The sequence below is a fragment of the Caulobacter sp. GW821-FHT10E02 genome (assembly GCF_059415225.1).
In genome coordinates, this window is record NZ_JBWKMV010000003.1 from 120137 (window position 1) to 146365 (window position 26229).

Consider the following 26229-nt stretch of genomic DNA (forward strand, 5'->3'; position numbering starts at 1 on the left):
TTCCCTTCCTGTTCTCGGCGAACTTAGGGGAGGAATCCCTGACCGTCGAGCGGAGAATCTCTCCTCGTCCTATCGGGCGGGGGCGCCATGCGAGCAGGTTTTGGTCTGCTTGATCCACGCGCCGCCGCCGTCCAGGCAGGCGTCGACGGTCAGCCATTCGCGGACCATGGGGACCACGACAAAGGCGGCGGCCAGGGCGAAGGCGGCCGCGAACCAGATCACCCGCCGGCGCGACATCAGCACTCCACCCGGTTGACCGACAGGCCCACCGCGAGACCGCCCATCGAGGTCTCCTTGTAGATCTCGTTCATGTCCTCGCCGGTGCGCTTCATCGTGGCGATGACCTTGTCGAGCGACACGCTGTGCTGGCCGTCGCCCAGCAACGCCAGGCGAGCGGCGTCGATGGCCTTGATGGCGCCCATGGCGTTGCGTTCGATGCAGGGGATCTGCACCAGGCCGCCGATCGGGTCGCAGGTGAGGCCGAGATTGTGCTCCATGCCGATCTCGGCGGCGTTCTCGATCTGGGCGTTGGTGCCGCCCAGGGCGGCGGCCAGACCGGCGGCGGCCATCGAGCAGGCCACGCCGACCTCGCCCTGGCAGCCGACCTCGGCCCCGCTGATCGAGGCGTTGCGCTTGTAGAGCGCGCCGATCGCGGCGGCGGTCAGCAGGAAGACGCGGATCTGCTCCGGCGTGCCCTTGTGGAAGCGCACGAAGAACCGCAGCACGGCCGGCACCAGGCCCGCCGCGCCATTGGTCGGGGCGGTGACGACGCGGCCGCCGGCGGCGTTCTCCTCGTTGACCGCCATGGCCCACAGGTTGACGAAGTCCATGGCCGCCAGCGGGTCGCTCATCTGGCGCTCCATCCGGCCCAGGATGGTCTGGTGGATCTGGCGGGCGCGGCGCTTGACGCTGAGGCCGCCGGGCAGGACGCCGTCCTGGCGCATGCCGCGATCGATGCAGGCCTCCATGGCCTCGAAGATGCGGTCGAGGCCGGCGTTCATCGCGGCCTCGTCCATGCGGGCGCGCTCATTGGCGGCCATGACCTCGGCGATGGTGAGGTTGGCCTGTTCGGCGCGGTCCAGCAGGTCGGCGCTGCTCTCGAACGGGAAGGGGATGGCCGGGCCGTCTTCGGGCGGGGCGTTGCTGCCCATCTCGAACTCGTCGCGGACGAAGCCGCCGCCGATCGAGAAGTAGGTGCGTTCGGCGAGGACTTCGCCGGCCTTGTCGAAGGCGGTGAAGGTCAGCCCGTTCGGGTGCTGCGGCAGGCGTTCATGGCCCAGCCAGACGATGTCGCGGGCCTCGTCGAAGCCGATGGCGTGGTCGCCGGCCAGGTTCAGGGACTGGGTGGCTTGCGTCTCCAGCAGGGCGCGCTCGCCGGCGTCGGGATCGAGCGTGGCGGGCACGAAGCCCATCAGGCCGAGGATCACGGCGCGGTCGGTGGCGTGGCCCCGGCCGGTCAGGGCCAGGGAGGCGTAGAGCCGGACCTCGACCCGGTGGACGGCGGGGAGTTTTCCGGCGTCACGCAGGCGGCCGATGAACAGCACCGCGGCGCTCATCGGCCCCATGGTGTGGCTGCTCGACGGGCCGACGCCGAGTTTGAAGAGGTCGAAGACGGAGGCGGTCATACACAAACTCCCGCTCATCCCCACGAAAGTGGGGACCCAAGCGGCGATTCAGAATGGGTCCCCGCTTTCGCGGGGATGAGCGGTGTTTAGGTTACTTCCGCTGCGCAGCTGTCTTGTTGCGCAGGGCCTTGAACTCCGAGCCCGCCTGCCACTGCGGCCACACCCGCGAGTTGGCCAGGTCGTGGCCGATCTCGTAGACGAGGCCCAGGTCCATGGCCTGGCCCGACAGGTCCCAGTCGGCCGACCATTCGTCCGCCGGCTGGTGGTAGCGCTTGTCGGTGTAGTCGGCCTCCGCCTTCTCGCCGGCTTCCTTGCCGCCCTTCACCAGGTCGTTGCCCGAGCCGATCGAGATGGCCGGCACGCCGCGCTTGGCGAACGGGAAGTGGTCCGAGCGGTAGAAGTGGCCGGCCTGCGGCACGGGGTCCGGCGTGAAGTAGCGGCCGTGCAGTTTGGCCTTGGCGACCAGCATGTCCTGCAGGTCGACCTTGCCGTCGCCCGACGTGCCGATGTCCTTGGCCGGACCGGCGGCCGACAGGGCGTCGATATTGATGTCGCCGACCGTGGTGGCCAGCGGGAACAGCGGGTTGGCCGAGTAGTATTCCGAGCCCAGCAGGCCCTTCTCCTCGGCGGTCACGGCCAGGAACAGCACCGAGCGTTGCGGCGCGGGCTGGCTCTTGAAGGCGCGCGCCAGTTCCAGGATGGCGGCGATGCCGTCGGCGTTGTCGATGGCGCCGTTGTAGATCTTGTCGCCCTTGGCGTCAGGCGCGCCGACGCCCAGGTGGTCCCAGTGGCCGCTGTAGATGATGGTCTCGTTCGGGAACTTGGTCCCGACGATGCGGCCGGCGACGTTGTGCGAGGTGATGACCTCGTGCTTGACCTTGAAGTCGGCCGAGAAGGTCGCGCCTTTCAGCACCACCGGCTTGAAGTCGCGGGTCTGGGCCTGCTTCTTCAGGGCGTCGAAATCCAGGCCCGACTTCTTGAAGAGGTCGGCGGCGACGTCGCGCTGGATCCAGGCCTCCATCGACGGGTGCGACTTGCCCGGCTCCTTGCGGACGATGTCGAACATCACGTTGGTGTTGGAGTTCTTGACCGTGTTCCAGCCGTACGAGGCCGGGGCCGTCTCGTGGACGATCAGGATGCCGGCCGCGCCCTGGCGAGCGGCTTCCTCGTACTTGTAGGTCCAGCGGCCGTAATAGGTCATGGCCTTGCCGCCGAAGTCACCCGCGCCGGTCTCGAAGTCCGGATCGTTGATCAGCACGACCAGGACCTTGCCCTTCAGGTCCATGCCCTTGAAGTCGTCCCAGTTGCGCTCCGGCGCCTTGACGCCATAGCCGACGAAGACCAGCGGGGCGTCCTTGATCGAGACGCTGTCGACATTGGTCATGGCCGCGCGGATGGCGACGTCGTCGCCTTGAGCCAGGGCCTGCTTGGCGCCGCCGACCGTGACGCTGGCGGCGACCGGGCCGGCCATCTCGAAGCGGGCCAGCGGCACGTTCTGGGTCCAGGCGCGCTTGCCGTCCTTCTGCAGGTCGCCGGCGGGGGAGAGGCCGATGGCCTTCATCTGGTCGACGATGTAGCCGACGGCCTTCTTCTCGCCCTCGGTGGCGGGGCCGCGGCCCTCGAACTCGTCCGAGGACAGCACCTTGATGTGGGCCGACAGCTTGGCGGGGTCGATCTTGGGCGCGTCGGCGGCATGCGCGAGCATGGGCGCGGCGATCAGGGCGGTGGCGAGCAGCAGGCGTTTCATCCGGAACCCTCTTTGGGGGAAATCTTGGCGCGGACCCTAGAGGGAGACCCGGCGGCCGTCCACCGCCCAACGCTCCAGCTTTTCGCCGTCCCAGACGTGCAGGGCGTCATAGAGATTGATGGTCGGATCGCAGTGGCCGGGCTGCAGCCAGGCGATGTCGCCGACGCGGGGCGCGTCGAGCGGCGCGACGCGCTCGGGATCGGCGTCGGCAGCGGCCACGGCCTTGTCGAAGCCCAGCGGATCGCGGCCGCCGGCCTTCAGCACGTCGATCAGGGCGGGGTGGGCGATCATGCCGTGCTCGTCACCCATCGGCCGCCACAGCGAGCCGGGCGCGGCGCCGGCGACGACGCGGGCCGGCGGGCCGTCCATCGACACGGCCTTGAAGCCGGCGTCGCACGTCACGTGGCTCTTGTGGTTGGCCGAGACGACGGTGGCGGCGATGAACAGCGCGGGCTCGAAGCCCCAGTCGCCGTCGGGGCCGCCGCAGGCGTCGTACTCGACGTCCATGACCGCGTAGGAGCCGGCTTGCAGCTCGGTATAGACGCCCGAGGCCAGGTCGAAGGCGTGGGTGCCGGTGCCGCCGCCCGTCACCACCGGCGGGGGCAGGCCGGCGGCGGTCAGTTCGGCGACCAGGGCCTTCAGTGTGGCGTGGGCGGTCTCGTCGGCGGACTTGCGCAGGGCGACGTCGTCCATGTGCTGCAGGTGGCCGAGATAGGCCTGGACGCCCGCGAACCGCAGGCCCGGCGAGGCGTCGGCGGCGCGGGCCAGCCGCAGGGCGTCCTGCGGGTAACAGCCGGCGCGGTGGGTGCCGAGGTCGAGATCGACGACGAGGTCCAGGGTCACGCCGGCCGCGACGGCGGCGTCGGACAGCCGATCGATCTGGCCTTCGTCATCGGCGACCGCGCCGATGGTCGCGCCGGTGCGGGCGAGGGCGGCCAGGCGCGCGGGGCCCCAGGGCGGGACGGGGGCGGTGACCAGGACGTCGGTGATCCCGCCGGCGACATAGGCCTCGGCCTCGCCGACCGTCTGGCAGCACAGGCCGACGGCGCCGCCTTCGACGATCAGGCGGCCCAGGGTGGAGCACTTGTGGGTCTTGCCGTGAGCCCGCAGGCGCACGCCGGCGGCGTCGCACAGGGCCTGCATGCGGGCGAGGTTGCGGGTCAGGGCCTCGCGGTCGACGACGAGGAGGGGGGTCTGGGGGAGGGCGGTCGCGGGCGGCAGGTTCATGTGTTTCCTCTTTGCCGCGATCGTAGCGCCCCCTCCGTCACGCGGCTACGCCGCGCGCCACCTCCCCCGCAAGCGGGGCAGGAGGGAGTGTCTTCTCCTCACCCGTGAAACGGGGGAGGTGGATCGATGCGGATACGCATCGAGACGGTGGGGGCGCTCTACAGCTCGCCTCGCAGGATGCTCGCGAACAACCCCGGATCCACATTCCCGCCCGACAGCACGATCGCGGCCGTCCGACCCTTCAGGTCGATCTTCCCGGTCAGCGCCGCCGTCAGCGCCACGCACCCACCCGGCTCCACGACCAGCTTCAACGTCGCAAAAGCATACCGCATCGCCTCGGCCACCTCGGCGTCGGTCACCGCCACGATGCCCGACAGGTTCCGCTGGTTGATCGGCCAGGTCAGCTCCCCCGGCACCGGCGTCAGCAGGGCGTCGCAGATCGAGCGGGCGTCCTTGTCGATGGTCTCGCGATTGCCGCTCTCCAGCGACCGGCGGGTCTCGTCGAACCCGGCGGGCTCGGCGCCCCAGACTTCCGTGGACGGGGAAAGACCCTTCACCGCCGTGCTCGTCCCGGCAATCAGGCCGCCGCCGCCGACCGGCGACAGCACGCGATCGAGCTCCACGCCCAGCGCCCGGGCCTGCTCGACAATCTCGATCCCCAGCGTGCCTTGCCCCGCGATGATGTGCGGATCGTCATAGGACGGCACCACCGTGCAGCCACGCTCGGCGGCGATCTGGTCGGCGATGGCGACGCGGTCCTCGGTGAAACGGTCGTAGAAGCGGATCTCGGCCCCGAAGCCCTTGGTGCCCGCGACCTTCACGGCCGGCGAGTCCGACGGCATGACGATCAGGGCCGGGATCTCCAGCAGCTTGGCCGCCAGCGCCACGCCCTGGGCGTGGTTGCCCGACGAGAAGGCCACGACGCCGCGCGCCTTCTCCGCGTCGTTCAGCTGGCTGAGGCGGTTGTAGGCGCCCCGGAACTTGAACGCCCCGGCCCGCTGCAGGGTCTCGGGCTTGAGGAAGATCCGCCCGCCCAGGCGCTCGTTCAGCGCGGGGCTCTCGATCAGCGGCGTCTCGACGGCCAGGCCCTTCAGGCGTCCGGCGGCGGCTTGGATGTCGGCGAGGGAGATGGTCATGCCCAGGGTTTAGGCCGTGCGGCGACGCTTTTGAAGCGCTGGGTTCAAGGCCGGCGCCCCTGTTCCAGGGGTGACCCTGGGAAACCCTTTGCGGCCCGCCCCGTTCGAGCGATAAGGACCCTGGGCAATCTGTTCAGGACGACTCGATGAAGACCGCCATGTTCGCCGCCGCGGCCGCTGCCGCGCTGGGGTTCGCCGCCGCTCCCGCCATGGCCGGAGAGGCCTTCGTCGGGGTCTACAAGCACGACGTGACCTTCATTGGTAACCTGGTCGGCCTGGGCGCCGCCGGGCGCGAGGACGGGGCCGACATCCACATCGGCTATCGCACCAACAAGCTGGAAAACCTGACCTGGCTGGGCAAGCCGCAGGTCCACACCATGGTGTCGATCAACACCAAGAACACCTCCAACTTCGTGGCCGCCGGCTTCGACTGGAAGATCGAGCTGGGCCAGCCCGGCGGCTTCTATTTCCGCCCGGGCATGGGCCTGGCCTATACCGACGGCAAGGCCGGCCTGCCGCCCGCCAACGCGCCGGGCCTCAGCCAGGCCGAGATCGATCGCCGCACCTATCTCTACTACCACCGCATCGATTTTGGCTCGAAGGTGCTGTTCGAGCCGGAGCTGGCCCTGGGCTACCAGGTCAACGACAAGGTGTCGGTCGAGCTCAGCTACACCCACCTGTCGAACGGCCAGATCTTCCACCAAGGGAAGAACCAGGGGCTTGACGACGCGGGGGTCCGGCTGGTTTACGCCTTCTGACTTCGCGCAGGTCCGATTTGACGGACAGCGTGTCGCCGCCCAAAACTGAATAAACGTCTGCGGCCGAGTCCTGTCGAAGGGCCGCTGGACGTCACCGGGCAGGTGACAAGGCATATCTCTACCATGGCCAATGTGACCGTCGTCGGCGCCCAGTGGGGCGATGAAGGCAAGGGCAAGATCGTCGACTGGCTCAGCAACCGAGCCGATGTCGTCGTGCGCTTCCAGGGCGGCCACAACGCCGGCCACACGCTGGTGGTGGACGGCAAGGTCTACAAGCTGGCCCTGCTGCCCTCGGGCGTCGTGCAAGGCAAGCTGTCGGTGATCGGCAACGGCGTCGTCGTCGACCCGTGGCACCTGCTGGGCGAGATCGACAAGATCGCCGACCAGGGCGTCAACATCACCCCCGAGCTGCTGATCCTGGCCGACAACGCCTGCCTGATCCTGCCGCTGCACCGCGACCTGGATCAGGCCCGCGAGGCGGCCTCGACCCAGAAGATCGGCACCACCGGCCGCGGCATCGGCCCGGCCTATGAGGACAAGGTCGGCCGCCGCGCCATCCGCGTCGCCGACCTCGCCGATCCCGAAGCCCTGAAGCCGAAGATCGAGCGCCTGCTCAGCCACCACGGCGCCCTGCGTCGCGGCCTGAACCTGCCGGAAGCCAGCGCACAAGAGCTGTTCGACGCCCTGATGGAGCTGGCCCCGCGCATCCTGCCCTACGCCCAGCCGGCGTGGCGGGTGCTGGACCAGGCCCATAAGGCCGGCAAGCGCATCCTGTTCGAAGGCGCGCAAGGCTCGCTGCTGGACGTCGACCACGGCACCTATCCGTTCGTGACCTCGTCCAACACCGCCGCCGGCCAGGCCTCGGCCGGCTCGGGCATGGGCCCGTCGGCGACCGGCTTCGTGCTGGGCATCGTCAAGGCCTACACCACCCGCGTGGGCGAAGGCCCGTTCCCGGCCGAGCTGTTCGACGACGTCGGCAAGCACCTGTCGACCGTCGGCCGCGAGGTTGGGGTCAACACCGGCCGCGCCCGCCGCTGCGGCTGGTTCGACTCGGTGCTGGTGCGCCAGTCGGTGGCCATCAACGGCATCCACGGCGTGGCCCTGACCAAGCTGGACGTGCTGGACGGCCTGGAGACCCTGAAGATCTGCGTCGGCTACAAGATCGGCGACAAGGTCGTCGACTACCTGCCGGCCGGTCTGCGCGACCAGGCCGCCGCCACGCCGGTGTACGAAGAGATCGCCGGCTGGACCGAAAGCACCGCCGGCGCCCGCTCGTTCAAGGACCTCAACGCCAACGCCATCAAGTATGTGCGCCGCGTCGAGGAGCTGATCGGCGCACCCGTCGCCCTGCTGTCGACCAGCCCCGAGCGCGACGACACCATCCTGATGCGCGACCCCTTCCAGGGCTAAGCGCGGAGACCCTTTAGGCGCCGCAACCCACGGCGGGGATGCGGCGCCTAAAAAAGGTGCGACAACCGGTCGCACGGTAAATGCTTGTGAACCTTGTTCCGCGAAGCTCCACCGCGAGAATCACTGCGAAGGGATTGCGGCGTGGGGCTGCGGGACTTCCTTGACGACGGACTGGAGGGCTCGTCGTTAGTGATGAGCCGACGCAGCCGCGTCGCCCGCCTGACCGTCACGACGCTGGTCGGCAGCCTGCTGGCCTTCCACTTCGGCGCGGGTCCCGCGTCGATCTGGGCCGCCGTCAACCTCCTGCTCGAGGGGTGGCTGGTCTATCTGCAATTCACCTTCAAGCCGCGCGAGCACGGCCGCACCAACCTCCTGCTACGCATCGGCCCGGCGACGTGCTTCACGATCGCCTGGTCGGTCATGGCCGGCTGGAGCGCCGTGCACGGCCCGATGTCGATGAAGTTCGCGGCCGTCATCATGCTGTTCGGCCTGGTGGTCGAAGGGCTGAAATACGCCACCGTCAGCTGGACGGCGATGCTGGCCATCCTGCCGGGCCCCTTCATCTCCCTGACCCTGGTGGCGGTGCTGGCGCCGCGCTTCAGCGTCTGGGACAAGGCCGTGGTGCTGGTGACCATGGCCGGCCTGCTGGGCTACGCGATCGACGCCGTGCGCCTGATGCGCGGCTCGGCCAAGGCGCTGGAGAAGGCCGAGGCCGAGGCCCTGGAGGCCAGCCGCGCCAAGTCGGCCTTCCTGGCGATGATGAGCCACGAGCTGCGCACGCCGATGAACGGGGTGCTGGGCCTGGCCCACGCCCTGCGCGGCACCAACCTGGACAAGCGCCAGTCCGAATATCTGGAGATGATCGAGCAGTCGGGCCACGGCCTGATGACCATCCTCAACGACGTGCTGGACCTGTCGAAGATCGAGGCCGGTAAGCTGGAGCTGGAGGTCGCGCCGTTCGACATCCGCAAGCTGGCCGCCCAGATCCGCCTGGTCTGGAGCGAGACCGCGCGGCTCAAGGGCCTGGACCTGACGCTGGAGGTCGATCCCGAGACCCCGGCCTGGCTGTCGGGCGATGCGGCCCGGGTGCGCCAGGTGCTGATGAACCTGGTCTCCAACGCCCTGAAGTTCACCGAGACCGGCCATGTTGTCGTTCGCGTCGGCCCCGTCGAGGACGGCATCGTGCTGACCGTCGCCGACACGGGCCTGGGCATGAGCGACGAGCAGATCGGCCGGCTGTTCACGCCCTTCGCCCAGGGCGACCGCTCGACGGCCCGCCGCTTCGGCGGCACGGGCCTGGGCCTGGCCATCTGCCGACAGCTGGCCCAGATGATGGGCGGCGAGATCGGGGTCGTCAGCACGCTGGGCGAAGGCTCCAGCTTCGCCGTGCGTCTGGCCCTGCCGGCCGCGATCGCCCTGGACGACATCGTCGGGTCCGACGTGGCGCTGGACCTGGCGGGCGTGCGGGTGCTGGTGGTCGACGACAACGCGGTCAACCAGATGGTGGCCCGCGCGATCCTGGAAGCGGTCGGCGTCTGCGTCGCCACCGAGGCCGACGGCCACACGGCTCTTGCTCGCCTGCGGGTCGAGGACTTCGACGTCGTGCTGATGGACGTCCACATGCCGGTGATGGACGGCGTCGAGGCCGTGCGCCGCATCCGCTCGGGCGAGGGCGGCCGGGTAGACCTGCCGGTCGTGGCCCTGACCGCCGACGCCATGGTCGGCGACGCCGAGCGCCTGCTGGCCCAAGGCTTCGACGACGCCCATCCCAAGCCGATCCAGCCCGCCGGCCTGCTGGCCACCGTCGCGGCGCTGAGCCGTCCGGCCGCGCGTTCGGTGGCGCTGAAGGCGGCCAGCTAGCCGTCGATATAGCGGGCCAGCTCGTCCGGCGCGCCGGTGGGGAAGGCCGCCTTCAGGTGCTCCAGGAACGCCGACACCCGGGCGCTGAGCAGCCGCCGTGACGGGTACAGCGCCCACAGCGTGATCTCTGGTCCGGCGACCTCGCCCCAGGACACCAGCCGACCGGCGTCCAGGTCGTGGCTCACCAGCGAGATCGGCAGGCGCGCGACGCCGACGCCGGCCCGGACCGCGTCGCGGACCATCATCAGAGACGACAACCGCAGGACAGGCTCGACGGCTATGCCGTTCCAGGTCTCGGCGTCGCCCCCGGCGCCGCGCACCACCGCCCGGACCGGTGAACCGTCCCGAGGCCGCGCCAGGTCCGGACGGGCTACAACCACCAGCCGGTCGCGCAGGAAGATGCGGCCGATGAGGCCCGCGTCGGGGTTCGGGTTCACCCGGATCACCAGGTCGTAGCCTTCCTCGATCATGTCCACCGGGCGATCGTCGGTGGTCACTTCCAGCCGCACCTCAGGGTAGGCGCGGGCGAACTCGGCGGCGAGGCGGCCCATGGCGGTCTGGGAGAACAGCAGCGGCGCGCTGATCCGCAGGCGGCCGCGTGGCGTGCCGCCGCCGGAGGCGATGGCCGCCGCGGCCTCGTCCAGTTCGGCCAGCAGCGCGCCGGTGCGGGCGTAGAGCGCGCGACCTTCCTCGGTGAGCTTCAGGGTCCGCCCGCGCTCGAACAGGCGAAGATCGAGACTGGCCTCCAGCTCGGCCACCCGCCGCGACAGGGTGGCCTTGGGCCGGCCGGCCTCGCGGGCGGCGCGGCCGAAGCCGCCATGGCGGGCGACCAGGTTGAAGTCGGCGAGGGCCAGCAGGTCCATGGTGTTCCACCAGTGAGACGAGGTGTCCAGATATAGCGGCTATTGGGCCGTGTGTGGATCGATCATTTTCCGGGTGTCCCAACCACTCCAACCCCGGAGATCTTCCCATGACCATCCTCGTCACCGGCGCTACCGGCCGTGTCGGCCGCCACGTCGTCCAGCAACTGATCGATCGCGGCGCCAAGGTGCGCGTCCTGGTCCGCGACCCCGCCAAGGCCGACTTCCCGAACGGGGTCGAGATCGCCAAGGGCGACCTGCTCGACCTCGACGCCCTGCGCGCCGCCTTCAAGGGCGTGCGCACCCTGTTCCTGCTGAACGCCGTGGCAGGCGACGAATTCACCCAGGCGCTGATCACCCTGAACATCGCCCGCGCGTGCGGCGTCGATCGGGTCGTCTACCTGTCGGTGCTGCATGCCGATCGCTTCGTGGACGTGCCGCACTTCGCCGTGAAGTTCGGCGCCGAGCGGATGATCCAGCAGATGGGCTTCTCCGCCACGATCCTGCGCCCGGCCTACTTCATCGACAACGACCTGACGATCAAGGACGTGGTCCTGGACCACGGCGTCTATCCGATGCCGATCGGCGCCAGGGGCGTGGCCATGATCGACGCGCGCGACATCGCCGAGATCGCCGCCATCGAGCTGATCCGCCGCGACCAGGCGCCGGACAAGCTGCCGGTGGAGACCCTCAACCTGGTCGGCCCCGACACGCTGACGGGCGAGAGCGTGGCGGCGATCTGGTCGGACGTGCTGGGCCGCACCGTGATCTACGGCGGTGACGATCCCAGCGGCTTCGAGCAGAACGCAGCGGCGTTCATGCCCAAGTGGATGGCCTACGAGATGCGCCTGATGGCCGAACGCTTCGTCAGCGACGGCATGGTCCCGGAGGCCGGCGACGTCGCGCGCCTGACCGCGATCCTGGGTCGCCCGCTGCGCAGCTATCGCGCGTTCGCGGCCGCCTGATGCTCCGGGCACGGAAGTGGGGATCAAACCCACTTCCGGTTGCGGCCTTGGCCGAACACCGTTCTGGTTAGCGTTTGTTAGCCACCCTGGCTGTATGACGACTTGTCTACACAAGGGGTTTTCGTGTCCGCACTCGCGCGTCGCCGCAAGCTGAAGCCGGTCCACAAGGCCGATCGGATGATGCGCAGCCTGCGCGCCCTGGAGCGCACGGCCTCGACCAGCCGCGTGCTGAACCTGATCGCCGTCGAGGCCGAGAGCCAGCACCGCCCGGAATACGCTCAGGCGCCGATGTTCCGCAATCGCGTGCTGAACACCGCCATCCTGCTCAAGCACCGCCTGCGCAACGACGACATCTACCTGTTCGACGAGGCGCAGCCGACCGCCACCAAGATCATCATCCCGTTCGACCGCCGCGACCTGGGCCTGGGCGGCCAGTCGGTGTTCATCGGCCAGCGCGGCTGGGCCGACCTGGTGGTCGAGGCCTGCAACGCCTCGGGCGACATGAGCCGGGATCTGGCGACCCTGCGGCTGATCGACATGCTGCCGTCGCTGGATCCGTTCCTGCTGCGCGAGCACCTGCGCCGCAACGGCGTGCTGGTCGCCAACTGCTATTTCGCCCTGTCGCACGCCGACCTGGAAAACATGCAGGGCTTCGTGACCATGGAGATCGCCCGGCTGATCGAGCTGGCCTATCGCGGGGCGGGCGGGGCTGGGCGGGCCTATACCGCGCGTCTGGTCGAGGCCCTGCTGTCGACCGATGTCGACGAGCGCCTGGAGCCACTGCGCAAGACCCTGGTCATGGAAGGCGACAGCTTCAAGGAAGGCGTCTTCAGCTGGAAGGGCTTCCTCTATTACAAGTGGATGCTGACCAAGCTGTGGCCGCAGCTGACCACCGTGGGCCAGGAGATCGGCCGCCTGGTGGTGACCGGCAATCGCGACGCCGAGACCGGCCGCTATATCGACGACTCCCGCCGCCGCCTGCAGGGCGGGGTGCTGGTCGAGCGCTCGGCGATCATGCGCACGCTGAAGGTCTATGACGACGCGTTCGAGGACCTGATCGACAACGGCCGCCCGACGGCCTTCCGCGACTTCCTGCTGCGCGCGCCCGAGATGTTCCTGTCGCTGGGCGAGCGGGTCGGGGTGATCTCGCACATCTCCAGCTACTGGCGTTACCGCTTCCCGCTGGGCGAGCCGCTGACGGTCGATGTGGAGGAAGCCATCGACATCCTGCAGGATTTCGAGGCCGGGCTGTCCGTGCCTGTGGCCCTGTAGACACCACGACAAACTGACGCGCTTGATCGCCCGCGATCATAAGCGGATTTTTACAATCTGGGCCTAGGAATGAGGGTCTAGTTTCGAGGAGCTTCGCTTCCGTGTTCGACGGGAACGTCCGCACAATCCAGCGTGTCGCCGCCAAGGTGCAGCGAGTGATGGTCGTCGACCCTAACCCGGCGACGGCCCGTCTGCTGGCCGAACACCTGCGCCCGCTGGGCGGGGTGCAGATCTTCGCCGCGCCGTCGGCGGAGAAGGGCTACGCCATGGCCCGCGCCACCGACCCCCAGCTGATCTTCGTCGAGCACAACCAGGCCGGCGTCGACGGCTTGGCCTTCTGCCGCAAGATCCGCCGCAGCGACCTGATGTGCCGCGAGGCCCCGGTGATCATGTGCACCGCCGAAGCCACCGCCGAGGCCATCTTCGGCGCGCGTGACGCCGGCGTGCACGAATTCATGCGCAAGCCCTTCAACCTGAAGGACCTGGAGCGCCGCCTGGAGGCGGTGACCCTGAAGCCGCGCGACTGGATCGAGGCCGTGGCCTATGTCGGCCCCGACCGCCGCCGCTTCAACTCGGCCGACTACAAGGGGCCGCGCAAGCGCAAGGCCGACGCCACCGGCACGCCCGCCGCGCGCCTGAGCCAGGCCCTGCGCATCGTCAAATCCGCCGCCACCGCCCTGGACACCGATCCGGCCCAGGCCCGCCGCGCCCTCATGGCCCAGGCCGTGGAGCTCCGCCGGGTCGGCGAGTTCGTCAAGGACAGCCGTCTGGTCCAGGCCGCCGCGGCGCTGGAAACCTGCATGGCCGCCGACATGTCGGGCTCGGCCGGACGCCAGGAACTGGTCAAGCGCATCGACGCCCTGATGGGCTTCATGAGCGGCGAGGACACCGGCCGCGCCGCCTGATCCATGTTTCGGCGCTGCAATCTTGGCCGCAATTTCGCCCTGAAAGCTATACCGTAACGTCGTAAGACCGTCGCCCGCGCGCCATGCGTCGGGACTACCAGCCGACCCTGAACCAGACCGCGCATGGGCGCGGCGTAGAGTTCGGGGGTCTCTCATGAACATCCGCAAGACGGCGCTCCTGCGCCGCGTGAGCGCCATGGCGCTCGTCACCATGGCCGTCGCCGGTCCGGCCCTGGCGGCCGACATCAGCGGCCGCGTCGTCGACGCCGGCGGCCTGCCGCTACCGGGCGCCTCGGTGTCCGTGGGCAGCCGCAGCGCCACCGCCGGGCCGGACGGCCGCTTCTCGCTGACCGGCCTGCCGGCCGGCGCCGCCGAGGTGCGGGTGAACTATGTCGGCTATGGCGCCTCGACCACGCCGGTGGCCCTGTCCGACGCCACGACCGCCGAGGTCGAGGTCACCCTGACCCCGCCGGACGCCGTCGCCGAGATCGTCGTCACCGGCCAGCGCGCCGCCGAGCGCCGCGCCCTGCAGACCAAGAAGGTCGCCAACAACTTCGTCGAGGCGCTCTACGCCAACGACGTGGGCAAGCTGCCCGACCAGAACGTGGCCGAGGCCGTGCACCGCCTGCCGGGCGTCACCGTCGCCAACGACCAGGGCGAAGGCCGTTATGTCATCATCCGCGGTGTCGATCCGCGCTACGCCAACGTCACGGTCAACGGCCAGACGGCCGCGGCCCCCGAGCCCGACAACCGCCAGGTCAAGCTGGACGACATCCCCTCGTCGCTGATCGGCGCGGTGACCGTGATCAAGAGCCTGACGCCCGACCTCGACGCCGCCGCCATCGCCGGTCAGGTCGACATCGTCACCCTGTCGGCCTTCGATCGCCACGGCGCGTTCGGCAGCGCCCGCGCCGCCTATGGCCAGTTCGACCTGAACGACAAGAACCCCTACGAGGGCGACCTGACCCTGGGCGGCACGTTCGGCGCGGACAAGGCGTTCGGCGCGGTGATCTCGGCCAACTACTCCAAGCGTCCGGTCGAGTCGCAGAACGTGGCCGGCGCCTCGTGGACCACGGCCGGCGGCTTCGACATCCCGGCCGACTTCGACCAGCGCGACTACAACCTGACCCGCGAGCGCACCGGCGTGGTGGGCAACTTCGACTGGCGTCCGAACGACGACGTGCAGCTCTATCTGCGCACCCAGTACTCGAAGTTCACCGACCACGAGACCCGCGACCGCTTCCGCCTGCCGATCGCCGGCACGATCACGCCGGCCAACGCGACCTCGGGCGCGTTCACCAAGGCCACGGGCACGCGTTACGTCCGCCGCCGCGACGAGAACGACAACACCAAGACCGTCTCGACCGGCGGCAAGTTCAATGTCGGGACCGGCAAGCTCTCCATCGACGCCGCCTATAGCCGCGCCGAGAAGACCGACCCGCTGCGCAGCGAGTTCCAGTTCGCCACCGGCAAGACCCTGACCGGGACCTATGACACCTCGGACGTGCTGTTCCAGGTGACCCCAGGCGCCAGCGCCTTCGATCCCAGCCAGTACGTGTTCAAGAGCGTCAACTACGATCGCCGCGAGGCCGTCGAGACCCTGAAGCAGGCCCGCGCCGACTACACGCTGCCGCTGGACGGCGTGGGCGAGGGCTCGTCGCTGAAGTTCGGCGCCAAGTTCACCGACCGCGACAAGACCAACGACCGCGCGTACACGACCTATGACCCAGGTTCGTTGGCCTTCACCCTGGCCGCCCTGAACCCGCAGTCGCTGGCCTCGACCTATGACGGCCGCTACGCGTTCGGTCCGAAGGTCGACTACACGGCGGCCCAGGCCTATGTCACCGCCAACCCGACGACCCTGAAGCTGAACGCCGCCAAGTCGCTCAGCACCGACCTGCTCAGCGACTACAGCGTCTCGGAAAAGATCTCGGCGGGCTATGCCATGGCCACGCTGAAGCTTGGCCGCGTCACCCTGGTCCCGGGCGTGCGCGTCGAGCACACCGACGGCGACTACACCGCCAAGACGTTCAACAACGCCACCTCGCTGCGCGGTCCCGACGCCACGGGCGGCAACAAGTACACCAACTGGTTCCCGAGCCTGAACGCCAAGATGGACGTCAATGACCGCCTGGTCCTGCGCGCCGCCGCGACCACGGCGATCGGCCGTCCGGACTATGTCCAGTTGGCCCCGGCCATCACGGTCGACGCCACGGCCAACACCGTGACCACCGGCAATCCGGACCTGAAGCCGCTGACCTCGACCAATGTCGACGCCGGTTTCGAATACTACCTGCCGGGCCAGGGCGTCGTGTCGGCCTCGCTGTTCGTCAAGGACATCCAGGACCCGATCTTCACCCGCACCCTACTGAACCAGAACGGGACCTATGGCGGCGTCGCCGTCACCGGCGCGGCGGTCTCGCTGCCGCTGAACGCCACCAAGGCCTATGTCGCCGGCCTGGAGCTGAACGTCCAGTCGCAGCTGAGCTTCCTGCCCGGCGCGCTGGACGGCTTCGGCATCGGCGCGAACCTGGCGCTCATCGACTCGTCGATCAAGGGCGTTCCGGGCCGCCAGGAGTCCCTGCCGCTGGTCCAGCAGTCCAAGGCCGTGGGCACCGCCCAGCTGTTCTATGAAAAGCACGGCCTGACGGCCCGCGTGGCCTACTCCTACCGCAGCAAGTTCCTCTACACCCTGGGCGCGGACGCCAGCTCGGACGTCTATTGGGACAAGCACGGCCAGGTCGACGCCCGCATCGCCTACGCCTTCGGCGACAAGGCTCGCAGCGCCACGGTGTTCCTGGAAGGCTCGAACCTGAACGACGAGCCGTGGCGCACCTTCGTCGGCCAGCCGCATCACCTGGGCGAGAACGAGCGCTATGGCCGCACGTTCCGCACGGGCGTCCAGCTGAGCTTCTAGGGGCTGATGGATCCTCCCCCGCGATGCGGGGGAGGTGGCCCGGAGGGCCGGAGGGGGCTAATGCGGCCGATCTCCAGCTAGCCCCCTCCGTCACTTCGTGACAGCTCCCCCGCATCGCGGGGGAGCATCTACGACCACCAAGAGGCGGCGTCCGAAAGGGCGCCGCCTTTCTTGTGTGTCGAACTAAGGCGGGAACGTGTCAAAATATGTCGTCATTGAGGCGTCATTATTTCGTCGTCGAAAGGATACGCCCCGCCGTTAAGGGCTCCCCCCACTGCTCGACAGTCGCGCGACAGCCGCGACGCACAGGGGGATATTCATGACCATTCGCACCCAGGCGGCGCTGCTGCGCCGCGTCAGCCTTCTTTCGCTCATGCTGGCGACCGTCGCCGGCGCGGCTTACGCCGATGAACCGGCCAAGGCTGGCGAAGACGACACGATCGTCACCGACATCGTGATCACCGGCCGCCGTCCGATGGCCGAGAGCCAGGCCGTGGCGCTGGAGATCCAGCGGAACTCGGACTCGCTGGTCAGCGTGCTGTCGGCCGACGCCGTCGGCGCCCTGCCGGACCAGAACATCGCCTTCGCCATCGGCCGCCTGCCGGGCGTCGCCGTCGAGCGCGACCAGGGCCAGGCCCGCTACGTCAACCTGCGCGGCGCGCCGGTCTACTGGACGACCCTGTCGTTCGACGGCCTCAGCGTCGTCAGCCCCGAAGGCCGCGCCAGCCGCTTCGACAACATCCCCTCGGCCATCGCCAGCCAGATCACCGTCCAGAAGGCCGTCGTGCCGTCGATGCCGGGCGACACGGTCGCCGGCAATGTCGACATCCGCACCCGCCGCGCCTTCGACTACAAGGGCCAGCGCATCAACGGCAAGCTGGGCTGGGGCCGGGTGAAGCTGGGCGGCGGCGACGAGATCGACAGCAGCCTCGTCTACTCGAACGTCTTCGGCGACAAGTTCGGCATCGTGGCCCAAGGCTCGTACTATTCGCGCGAGATGGCGACCGACAACTGGGAAACCGACCCGTATCTCGCCAACACCGTCGACCCGAAAAAGCACTTCGCCCGCGAGCACGAGAACAAGCACTATCGCCTGACCCGCAAGAACATGTCGGCGTCGATCCGGCTGGACTACAAGTTCGACGAGAACAACTCGATCTTCGCCAGCACGATCAACACCTACTACAACGACGACGAGCTGCGCGATAACTTCATCTTCCGCCTGGACCAGGGCACGGACGCGGCGGGCAACAGCTACACCAGCAACGCCTATATCAACGCCACCGACCCGACCTTCGGCACGACCTACGGCGCGCGCATCAACGCCCGCATCGACTACCGCAACACCAAGGAAGCGATGTCGACCAACACGATTGGCGGCGAGCATCGTTGGAACAAGCTCAGCGCCTCGTGGCGCCTGAACTACACCTACACCCAGGACGGCCGCGACACCCCGGTGACGTTCGCCTTCCAGAGCCCGTCCAGCTTCCTGCTGCGTCCGACCGTCGAGTACGATTTCCGCAACGGCGACGTGAACACGGTCAAGCTCTTCCAGACCGGCGGCGTGACCGGCGCCCGCACCCGCGGCGCCCAGGTGACCAACATCGAGGACTTCCAGTTCCCGCTGACCAGCGCCGGCAACCTCAAGGGCGGCGACTTCACCAACGCCCTGACCGCCAAGGCCGACTTCGACTACGAGGCCGAGCTGGGCGGTCACGAGACCAAGATCGAGTTCGGCGGCCTGTGGACCGACCGCACCAAGAAGTCGCGCGAGAGCGCCTTCAGCCAGTCGTTCTCGGGCGCCAGCGCGCCGGCCTGGGCGCAGTTCGCCACCAACATCGGCTATCTGGGCAGCCAGAACCTGAACTACACCTTCCGCTACACCGACAAGGACTTCACGACCAACTACATGAAGGGCCTGGTCACCGCCGGTACGGCGACCAAGACCGACACGACCGCCAACTACTGGCGCGTGGGCGAGACGATCACCGCCGGCTACGTCATGGGCACGACCCGCTTCGACTGGGGTAACATCGTCTACGGCGTGCGCGCCGAGCACATCGAGAACAAGGGCCAGGCCTATGTCGCCTTCCCGGCGGCGGGCGCGACCCCGGCCGGCGTGCGTCTGGTGCAGACCAAGAGCGACGACACGCTGTTCTATCCCAGCGCTCACCTGAACTGGAACCTGCAGGAAGACCTGAAGCTGCGGGTCGGCGTCACGACCTCGGCCTCGCGCGCCGACTTCGACGACCTGCGTCCGAACTTCACCTTCAGCGACAGCAACCAGACGGTCTCGGGCGGCAATCCCAACGCCAAGCCCGAGCGCCAGATCGGCCTCGACACCTATCTGGAATGGTACGCCGGCCACGAGACCTTCGTGTCGGCGGGCGTGTTCTACAAGGACCTGAAGGACGTGCTGGTCCAGACCTCGCGCACGTTCGGCGACAGCTCGCTGAACACCAACGGCGTCGACCGCTCGGGCTATGCCTTCACCGGCATCGACAACGCCGGCGAAGGTCACCTGGAAGGCATCGAGCTGTTCTTCAGCGGCACCGCCAAGACCTTCGTCGAGAACAACAACCTGCCCGATTGGCTGGGCGGCTTCGGCACGCGTCTGTCGGGCACCTGGACCTCGTCCAAGGTCACCCTGCCGGCGGCCGGCGGCGTGCCGGCCCGCAGCATCTCGGTGCTGGGCACCTCGGACGCGGTCTACAACGTCCAGGCCATCTACGAGAAGTACGGCCTGACCCTGCGTCTGGCCTACCAGTACCGCACGCCGTGGGGCCAGTCGGTCGGCGCCTATCGCGTCATCAACGGCGGGATCTATCCGACCGACAACGGCGACATCTTCTGGGATAGCGACGAAGAGATGGACTTCTCGGCCCGCTACCAGGTCAACAAGCACCTGGAAGTGTTCTTCGACGCCAGCAACCTGACCAACCAGGGCGCTCGCCGCTACGGCGACCAGTCGCGCTACCCGATCGAGTACGAGAAGTTCGGCCGCCGCTATGTCGGCGGGGTGCGCTTCAACTTCTAAGGCTGGATAGACGCCAGGCCTGACAGAACCTCCCCGGGGCGACCCGGGGAGGTTTTTGTTTGGCTCAGCGTTTACCGGCCGGGCGCGCGAGCCAGTGGCGCAGGGCGCCGTTGACGGGGCCGGGCGCTTCCATCGGGGTCATGTGGCCCGTCTGCGGAATGACCAGCAGGTGCGAGCAGCCGATCGCCTTGGCCATCTCGCGGTGGCCGGGGGCGGGGGTGATCTGGTCGTTCTCGCCGACGATGATGACCAGCGGCACGCGCAGGGCCCGCAGCGCCGCCTCGCCGTCCTCGCGCTCCAGGCTGTTCTGGCGCAGGAACACATCACGGCCCAGGCGCTGGGTCATGTCGACGATGCGGCCGGTCAGGTCGGCGTCGTCCAGGCGCGAGGCGTCGATATAGGACTTCATGATCGCCTGGCCGATCCCCAGGAACGTCCCGCCCTTGGCGGCGGCCTTGTTCAGCGCCCGGCGCTGGGCGGCGCGTTCGGGGGTGTCGACGCGGATCGAGGTGTCCAGCAGGGCCAGCCGCTCGATCCGCTCCGGCGCGATCCGGGCGATCTCCTGGGCCACGTAGCCGCCCATCGAGAACCCGGCCAGGGCGAAGGTCGGCTCGGCCTTCTCCAGCACGCTGTCGGCCATCTCGCGCAGGGTGGCGTAGGGCGCGAGGTCGGGGACCCAGACGCGGGCGACGTCGGAGAGGCCGCTGATCTGGTCGCGCCACAGCTCGGCGTCGTTGAGCAGGCCGGGCAGGAGAATGAGTTGGGGCAGGGGAGCGGTCATCCGGGCCTTATAGACTCAGAACGGTTCGTCCGTCGTCCGCGCGGCGGCGATGGCCAGCTCGTGGTCCGCCAGCGGCAGCAGGTCGCTGGCGCGCTGGGTGAACTCCAGGCCGTGGGCGTCGACATAGGCGCGGTCGACACGGCCGCCGGGCTTGGGGTCGATGATCTTCTCGCCGTCCCAGAACACCGCATGGCCCGTGCCGGGGATGTCGGGCGACAGCACGCCGACGATGCCGGGGCTGCCCCACAGCATGTAGATGCCGCTCAGCACCATGAAGCCCCAGCCGTGGGCGACGCTGCGCAGGATCGAATGGCTCATCGGACCATGGACCGGGAACGTGGGGTTGTGGGCGACGGCGGCGGCGACCACCTCCTCGTAGGTGCGGCCGGTCAGCATCGCCAACGCGCAGATCATGCAGTCGTCGGGCGTACGCTGCTGGACGGCCGGCTTGCCGGTGTGGGCGCAGATCATGGTCATGGCAGGCGTCCTGTACGGCATCGGGCCCGTAACGAAAAAGGGGCGCCCCGAAGAGCGCCCCTTTCCGTCTCACTCGCGTGAGCTAGTGCTTACGCATCCACCATGTTCTTGGCGATGGCCGCCTCGCGCATGGTCTTCTGCAGCTTCTCGAACGCCCGGACTTCGATCTGGCGCACGCGCTCGCGGCTGACGCCGTATTGGGCGGCCAGTTCTTCCAGGGTGGTCGGGTCGTCCTTCAGGCGGCGTTCCGTGAGGATGTGACGCTCGCGGTCGGTCAGTTCGACCATCGCTTCTTCCAGAAGCGACATCCGCAGCGACTTCTCCTCGTTCTCGGCGACGACGGTCTCTTGCGAGACTTGATCGTCATCGGCCAGCCAGTCCTGCCACTCGCTCTCGCCGTCGGTGCGCAGCGGCGCGTTCAGCGACGCGTCGGGGCCCGACAGGCGGCGGTTCATCGAGATGACTTCGCTGTCCAGCACGCCCAGCTTGGTGGCGATGGCGCTGACCTGGTCAGGATGCAGGTCGCCTTCCTGGAAGGCGGCGATCTGGCTCTTGGCCTTGCGCAGGTTGAAGAACAGCTTCTTCTGCGCGGCGGTCGTGCCCATCTTCACCAGCGACCACGAGCGCAGGATGTATTCCTGGATCGAGGCGCGGATCCACCACATGGCGTAGGTGGCTAGGCGGAAGCCCTTGTCGGGCTCGAACTTCTTGACGGCCTGCATCAGGCCGACATTGCCTTCCGAGATCACTTCGCCGATCGGCAGGCCGTAGCCGCGATAGCCCATGGCGATCTTGGCCACGAGGCGCAGGTGCGAGGTGACCATCTTGTGGGCGGCGGCGGAGTCCTGATGCTCTTTCCAGCGTTGGGCGAGCATGAACTCCTCGTCCTTCGGCAGCATCGGGAACTTGCGGATCTCGGTGAGATAACGCGACAGGCCGCCGTCCGGCGACATCACCGATAGAGAATTCACGGCCATACTTCTTATATCCCCTTGCGTGCGGATCCGCTGCTCAAGTGCGCGCGATCATCCCTCACACGAGGAACTAGATAGTTCGCGAAGCTGCGGTTTGAAGAGCGGTAACGCATTTGTAATGTCCGAGTTGCCCGCTTGGATATTGTACGAATGCGCCGTCACTTTGACCGGGCGCGCGATTGGGCCAATCTTCCCTCGAAATCCAAGGGGGAGTCGCCTCGCATGTTCCGCTTTATCTTCCGCATCCTGATCGCCGCCGCCGGCCTGTGGCTGGCCGCCCGCATCGTGCCGGGCGTCACCGCCGACGGCTGGACCACCCTGCTGATCGCCGGCTTCCTGCTGGGCATCGTCAACGCGATCGTTCGTCCCGTGGTCACGGTGCTGACCTTCCCGCTGACCCTGCTGACGCTGGGCCTGTTCCTGCTGGTGGTGAACGCGGCGATGATCGGGCTGGTGGCCTGGCTGCTGGACGGCCTGGCGGTTCGCGGCCTGCTGGCGGGGATCGAGGCGGCGGTGGTGACGGGGATCGTCAGCTGGGTCGGGCAGGTGGCTATGGGGGATGCGAAGAAGGAGCGGGACTAGCGCTCACCCAACGGCACGCTCGACGCCCGCGATCATCGGCGTAACCTCCGCCCCCGGGAGGAAGCCGAGATGAAGATCAACGGCGTCAATCACCTGGCTCTGGTCTGCCGCGACATGGCCGAGACCGTCAGGTTCTATTCCGAGGTGCTGCAGATGCCCCTCGTGAAGACCGTGGCCTTGCCCGACGGCGGCCAGCACTTCTTCTTCGACTGCGGCGGCGGATCGTGCCTGGCCTTCTTCTGGTGGCCCGAGACGCCGCCGGCCGCGCCGGGAATCGCTTCGGTGAAGAGCTTCCCGGCCGACTCCAAGACCGCCGTGGGCTCGATGAACCACGTGGCTTTCACCGTCGATGAGGCCGACCTGGAAGCCTGCCTGGAGCGCCTGCAAGCGGCCGGCGTCCCGGCCTTCCCGATGGTGGTCAATCACGACGACAGCGAGATGGGCGTAGCGCGCAAGCTGCATCCCGGGGTCTTCGTCCGCTCGGTCTACTTCACCGACCCCAACGGCGTCATGATGGAGCTGGCCGCCTTCACCCGCGACTTCGGGCCGGAGGACGTCAAGCACACGCCGGCCACCGCCATGGTCGAAGCCTGATGCCGCGCCTGCGCGAGGTCCCCCGCGCCGAGGTCACCGACGAACGCACGCTGAAGCTCTACGACCTGCTGTTCGGCGATCGCGATCCCGTCGCGGAGCCAGGCACCGCCACCGGCACGCGCGGCGACTGGTGGACGGTCTTCGCCGGCAGTCCCGACGTCCTGCGCCACGCCGCCCAGGGTTTCGCCCTCTATCGCGACCCGGCCCGCAAGCTGGACCCGGTGCTGCGCGAACTGGCCCAGACCCGGGCCGGCTGGACGCGCGGCAGCCAGTTCGTGTTCTCCCAGCACTGCAAGTCGCTCCGAGGCCTGAAGGTCTCCGAAGAGAAGATCGCCGCCGTGCCGCACTGGCAGGTCTCGGACGCCTTCGACGCCCACGAGCGGGCGGTGCTGGCCTATGCCGACGGCCTGGTCCTGGACGGCGGCCGCATTGCCGACGGGGTGTTCGCGAGCCTGAAGGCCTTCCTCACCGACGAACAGATCCTGGAGCTCACCTACATCACCTGCCTGTACGAAATGCACGCGGTGATGAGCCGAGCCCTGCGCACCGAATTCGACGATCGCCCCGAACCTGTGGTTGAGGTCGCCGCGCCCGACAGGTTCGACGGGCAAGACTTCCTGGATACCGGTAGGTAATGTTCCTGAAGGTCTGAGTAATCACGGTAAAAATCGCCGAAAACACTGTGACAACGTCATGAAGTTTTGGCGAAATGGCTCGCCCAAAGCGACGCTATTAGGACGTCGTTAGCGCAGAGATGGTCCTTCCCTCGGTTGAGTGGAGGCGTAACCATGTTCACCCTGCGGGATACCGTTTCTTCCCTGACCCCCGCGCGTCAGGACGATCTCGGCAAGGCCCTGTACGAGCGGTTCCGTGAGGAGCCCGATACCCTGATCGTCCCGGTCGTCGATGCCGACGACCGTCCGATCGGCATCGTCGAACGCAACGCCTTCTTCCTGCGCATGGCCGCCGAGTATGGCCGCGCCCTCTATGCCAACCGTCCGATCTCGACGCTGATGGACCGCGAGCCGCTGGTCGTCGACGCGGACATGGCCCTGGCCGAATTCACCACCGACAGCCTGTCGTATCGCGCCTCGGACCTGCTGCGCGGCTTCATCGTCACCGAGGGCGGCCGCTACCTGGGCGTCGGCACCGTGCTGGGCCTGCTGCAGGCCGCCAACGAGACCAACCGCCGGGGCGTGGCCGACATCGCCGCCGCCAAGGCCGAGGTCGAGCGCGCTCAGACCTTCATGACCGCCATCGTCGAGGCCATGCCCTCGATGGTGTTCGTCAAGCGCGCCGACGACCATCGCTACGTGCTGCTGAACCGCGCCGGCGAGAAGATGCTGGGCCGGTCGCGCGGCGAGGTGGTCGGCAAGACCGACGCCGACTTCCACGACGCCGAGCTGGCCGCCCTTTATGTCGAGCGCGACCGTGAAGTGCTGGAGTCCGGCGAGGTCCGCGTGATCGAGGAAGACCACGTGCCGCGCAAGGACGGCGGCATGGCCATCCTCCGCACCAAGAAGATCGCCCTGCTCAACGCCGAGGGCCACGCCGAATACCTGCTGGGCGTCTCGGAAGACATCGCCGAGCGCAAGCGCGCCGAGGCCCAGATCGCCCGCCTGGCGCACTATGATCCGCTGACCGAGCTGCCCAACCGCGTGCTGTTCCAGAAGCACCTGTCCGAGGCCCTGGCCCGCCGCGTCCGCACGGGCGACCATCTGGCCGTGCACTTCATCGACCTGGACCGCTTCAAGACCGTCAATGACACCCTGGGCCACCCGCTGGGCGACGCCCTGCTGCGCGTGGCCGCCGAGCGTTTGCGTGGCTGCGTGCGCGAAGGCGACACCGTGGCCCGCCTGGGCGGCGACGAGTTCGCCGTGGTCCAGACCGGCCTCAAGGACATGACCGGCGCCACCCGCCTGGCCAGCCGCATCGTCGAGGCCATGAGCGCCCCGTTCGACCTCCAGGGTCATCAGGTGGTGATCGGCGCCAGCGTCGGCGTCGCCGCCGCGCCCTCGGACGGCGAGGACGCCGACGAACTGCTGAAGAAGGCCGACATGGCCCTCTACCGCGCCAAGGCCGACGGCCGCGGCGCCTTCCACTTCTTCGAACGCGCCATGGACGAACAGCTGCAGGCCCGCCGCGCCCTGGAGCTGGACCTGCGCCGCGCCCTGCAAGCCGGCGAGTTCGAGCTGTTCTACCAGCCGCTCTACAATCTGGGCGACGAGCGCGTCACGGGCTGCGAGGCCCTGCTGCGCTGGCGCCACCCCGACCGGGGCATGGTCTCGCCCGCCGACTTCATCCCGCTGGCCGAGGAGATCGGCCTGATCGTCCCGCTGGGCGAGTGGGTGCTGCGCACCGCCTGCGCCGAGGCCGCCAAGTGGCCGGCCCACGTGCGCCTGGCCGTCAACCTGTCGCCGGCCCAGTTCCGCGATCGGGGCCTGGTGCGCACCGTCGTCTCGGCCCTGGCCGCCTCGGGCCTGCCGGCCCAGCGCCTGGAGCTGGAGATCACCGAGTCGGTGCTGCTGCAGGACAGCCAGGCCAACATGCAGATGCTGCATGACCTGAAAGCCCTGGGCGTGCGCATCTCGATGGACGACTTCGGCACGGGCTACAGCTCGCTGAGCTATCTGCGCAGCTTCCCGTTCGACAAGATCAAGATCGACCAGACCTTCGTCCGCGACATCCTGGAAGACAGCGACGCCATGGCCATCATCAAGGCCGTGCTGGACCTCGGCTCGTCCATGGGCATCGTCACCACGGCCGAGGGCGTCGAGACCCTGGAACAGCTCAACGCCCTGCGCGGCCAAGGCTGCGCCGAGATCCAGGGCTACTACATCAGCAGACCCGCGCCGGCGGCGGAGATCGCCAAGATGCTGGGCGTGGAGCGGATGGAATTCGCGGGCGCGTCGGTGACGGTGCTGCCGACGGAGACGAAGGTGGCGGTGGCGGCTCCTAAAGCCGATCCGGTCCGCCAAGCTTCCTAGCAAACCAAGCTTGTCATCCCGGCCGCAGCGAAGCGGAGAGCCGGGACCCAGGGGCCAATGCAGTGCGGCGGCCCCTGGGTCCCGGACAAGCCCTGCGGGCTTTCCGGGATGACAA

The 26229-nt window shown here is 68.4% G+C and carries 21 protein-coding genes and 2 pseudogenes; 13 read left to right on the forward strand and 10 right to left on the reverse strand.

Going from position 1 to position 26229, the window contains the following annotated elements; genetic code table 11:
* Window positions 1–69: 69 nt before the first annotated feature.
* From AC07NI_RS15765 to AC07NI_RS15790, 6 genes and pseudogenes are all read right to left on the reverse strand, one after another.
* Window positions 70–237 (reverse strand): hypothetical protein, encoded by a 168-nt coding sequence (locus AC07NI_RS15765; RefSeq protein ID WP_494620764.1) that lies wholly within the window; start codon window positions 235–237, stop codon window positions 70–72.
* A complete protein-coding gene (locus tag AC07NI_RS15770) occupies window positions 237–1625 on the reverse strand; it encodes an L-serine ammonia-lyase (RefSeq protein ID WP_494620766.1) in 1389 nt (462 codons plus the stop codon). The genes AC07NI_RS15765 and AC07NI_RS15770 overlap by 1 nt, the downstream gene beginning before the upstream one ends.
* Window positions 1626–1716: 91 nt before the next feature.
* The gene (locus AC07NI_RS15775) at window positions 1717–3372 is read right to left on the reverse strand and encodes a M28 family metallopeptidase (protein ID WP_494620768.1); all 1656 of its coding nucleotides are present in this window, start codon (window positions 3370–3372) and stop codon (window positions 1717–1719) included.
* Between the two features lie 36 nt (window positions 3373–3408).
* A complete protein-coding gene (locus AC07NI_RS15780; RefSeq protein WP_494620770.1) occupies window positions 3409–4599 on the reverse strand; it encodes an alanine racemase in 1191 nt (396 codons plus the stop codon).
* A 37-nt stretch (window positions 4600–4636) separates the two neighbouring features.
* Window positions 4637–4773: pseudogene (locus AC07NI_RS15785) on the reverse strand (hypothetical protein); the annotation flags it as partial.
* A complete protein-coding gene (locus tag AC07NI_RS15790; protein WP_494620772.1) occupies window positions 4758–5735 on the reverse strand; it encodes a threonine ammonia-lyase in 978 nt (325 codons plus the stop codon). The pseudogene AC07NI_RS15785 and the gene AC07NI_RS15790, both read right to left, overlap by 16 nt.
* Before the next feature lie 146 nt (window positions 5736–5881).
* On the opposite strand from AC07NI_RS15790, the gene AC07NI_RS15795 reads away from it, so the two are divergent.
* The 3 genes from AC07NI_RS15795 to AC07NI_RS15805 all read left to right on the forward strand — a co-directional run bounded on the left by AC07NI_RS15795 (window position 5882) and on the right by AC07NI_RS15805 (window position 9763).
* Complete coding sequence (locus AC07NI_RS15795; protein ID WP_494620774.1) at window positions 5882–6493, forward strand: acyloxyacyl hydrolase; 612 nt, start codon at window positions 5882–5884, stop codon at window positions 6491–6493.
* Between the two features lie 123 nt (window positions 6494–6616).
* Entirely contained in the window at window positions 6617–7903 is a 1287-nt protein-coding gene (locus tag AC07NI_RS15800) for an adenylosuccinate synthase (RefSeq protein ID WP_454717678.1), read from the forward strand.
* Between the two features lie 192 nt (window positions 7904–8095).
* Window positions 8096–9763, forward strand: a complete 1668-nt coding sequence (locus tag AC07NI_RS15805; RefSeq protein WP_494620776.1) for an ATP-binding protein — start codon at window positions 8096–8098, stop codon at window positions 9761–9763.
* On the opposite strand, the gene AC07NI_RS15810 is transcribed toward AC07NI_RS15805, so the two are convergent.
* The gene (locus AC07NI_RS15810; protein WP_494620778.1) at window positions 9760–10626 is read right to left on the reverse strand and encodes a LysR family transcriptional regulator; all 867 of its coding nucleotides are present in this window, start codon (window positions 10624–10626) and stop codon (window positions 9760–9762) included. The two genes, AC07NI_RS15805 and AC07NI_RS15810, sit on opposite strands and share 4 nt — an antisense overlap.
* Window positions 10627–10733: 107 nt before the next feature.
* On the opposite strand from AC07NI_RS15810, the gene AC07NI_RS15815 reads away from it, so the two are divergent.
* The 5 genes from AC07NI_RS15815 to AC07NI_RS15835 all read left to right on the forward strand — a co-directional run bounded on the left by AC07NI_RS15815 (window position 10734) and on the right by AC07NI_RS15835 (window position 19719).
* Window positions 10734–11588 (forward strand): SDR family oxidoreductase, encoded by an 855-nt coding sequence (locus AC07NI_RS15815; protein WP_494620780.1) that lies wholly within the window; start codon window positions 10734–10736, stop codon window positions 11586–11588.
* Window positions 11589–11711: 123 nt separating this feature from the next.
* Window positions 11712–12860: a hypothetical protein gene (locus AC07NI_RS15820; protein ID WP_494620782.1), complete on the forward strand. Its 1149-nt coding sequence runs from the start codon at window positions 11712–11714 to the stop codon at window positions 12858–12860.
* Between the two features lie 158 nt (window positions 12861–13018).
* A complete protein-coding gene (locus AC07NI_RS15825; protein ID WP_494622238.1) occupies window positions 13019–13765 on the forward strand; it encodes a response regulator transcription factor in 747 nt (248 codons plus the stop codon).
* Between the two features lie 154 nt (window positions 13766–13919).
* Entirely contained in the window at window positions 13920–16682 is a 2763-nt protein-coding gene (locus tag AC07NI_RS15830; RefSeq protein WP_494620784.1) for a TonB-dependent receptor, read from the forward strand.
* A 319-nt stretch (window positions 16683–17001) separates the two neighbouring features.
* Window positions 17002–19719 carry a TonB-dependent receptor gene (locus tag AC07NI_RS15835; RefSeq protein WP_494620786.1) on the forward strand — a complete coding sequence of 906 codons (2718 nt, stop codon included), beginning with the start codon at window positions 17002–17004 and terminating at the stop codon, window positions 19717–19719.
* Window positions 19720–19783: 64 nt separating this feature from the next.
* On the opposite strand, the gene AC07NI_RS15840 is transcribed toward AC07NI_RS15835, so the two are convergent.
* The 3 genes from AC07NI_RS15840 to rpoH form a co-directional block, all read right to left on the reverse strand.
* Window positions 19784–20500 (reverse strand): alpha/beta fold hydrolase, encoded by a 717-nt coding sequence (locus tag AC07NI_RS15840; protein ID WP_494620789.1) that lies wholly within the window; start codon window positions 20498–20500, stop codon window positions 19784–19786.
* A 15-nt stretch (window positions 20501–20515) separates the two neighbouring features.
* Window positions 20516–20977, reverse strand: coding sequence for a hypothetical protein (locus AC07NI_RS15845; RefSeq protein WP_494620792.1), 462 nt, complete (start codon window positions 20975–20977; stop codon window positions 20516–20518).
* 89 nt (window positions 20978–21066) lie between these two features.
* Complete coding sequence (gene rpoH, locus AC07NI_RS15850; protein WP_494622240.1) at window positions 21067–21963, reverse strand: RNA polymerase sigma factor RpoH; 897 nt, start codon at window positions 21961–21963, stop codon at window positions 21067–21069.
* A 210-nt stretch (window positions 21964–22173) separates the two neighbouring features.
* Here rpoH and AC07NI_RS15855 point away from each other — a divergent pair, with 210 nt between their 5' ends.
* The 5 genes and pseudogenes from AC07NI_RS15855 to AC07NI_RS15875 form a co-directional block, all read left to right on the forward strand.
* Window positions 22174–22533, forward strand: coding sequence for a phage holin family protein (locus AC07NI_RS15855; RefSeq protein ID WP_494620795.1), 360 nt, complete (start codon window positions 22174–22176; stop codon window positions 22531–22533).
* Between the two features lie 69 nt (window positions 22534–22602).
* Window positions 22603–23127: a VOC family protein gene (locus AC07NI_RS15860; RefSeq protein WP_494620797.1), complete on the forward strand. Its 525-nt coding sequence runs from the start codon at window positions 22603–22605 to the stop codon at window positions 23125–23127.
* Window positions 23127–23762 carry a carboxymuconolactone decarboxylase family protein gene (locus AC07NI_RS15865; RefSeq protein ID WP_494620799.1) on the forward strand — a complete coding sequence of 212 codons (636 nt, stop codon included), beginning with the start codon at window positions 23127–23129 and terminating at the stop codon, window positions 23760–23762. Before AC07NI_RS15860 ends, AC07NI_RS15865 begins: the two co-directional genes overlap by 1 nt.
* 153 nt (window positions 23763–23915) lie before the next feature.
* Window positions 23916–26114, forward strand: coding sequence for a putative bifunctional diguanylate cyclase/phosphodiesterase (locus tag AC07NI_RS15870; protein ID WP_494620801.1), 2199 nt, complete (start codon window positions 23916–23918; stop codon window positions 26112–26114).
* Window positions 26108–26227 (forward strand): annotated as a pseudogene (locus AC07NI_RS15875) (hypothetical protein); the annotation flags it as partial. The gene AC07NI_RS15870 and the pseudogene AC07NI_RS15875, both read left to right, overlap by 7 nt.
* Window positions 26228–26229: the final 2 nt, after the last annotated feature.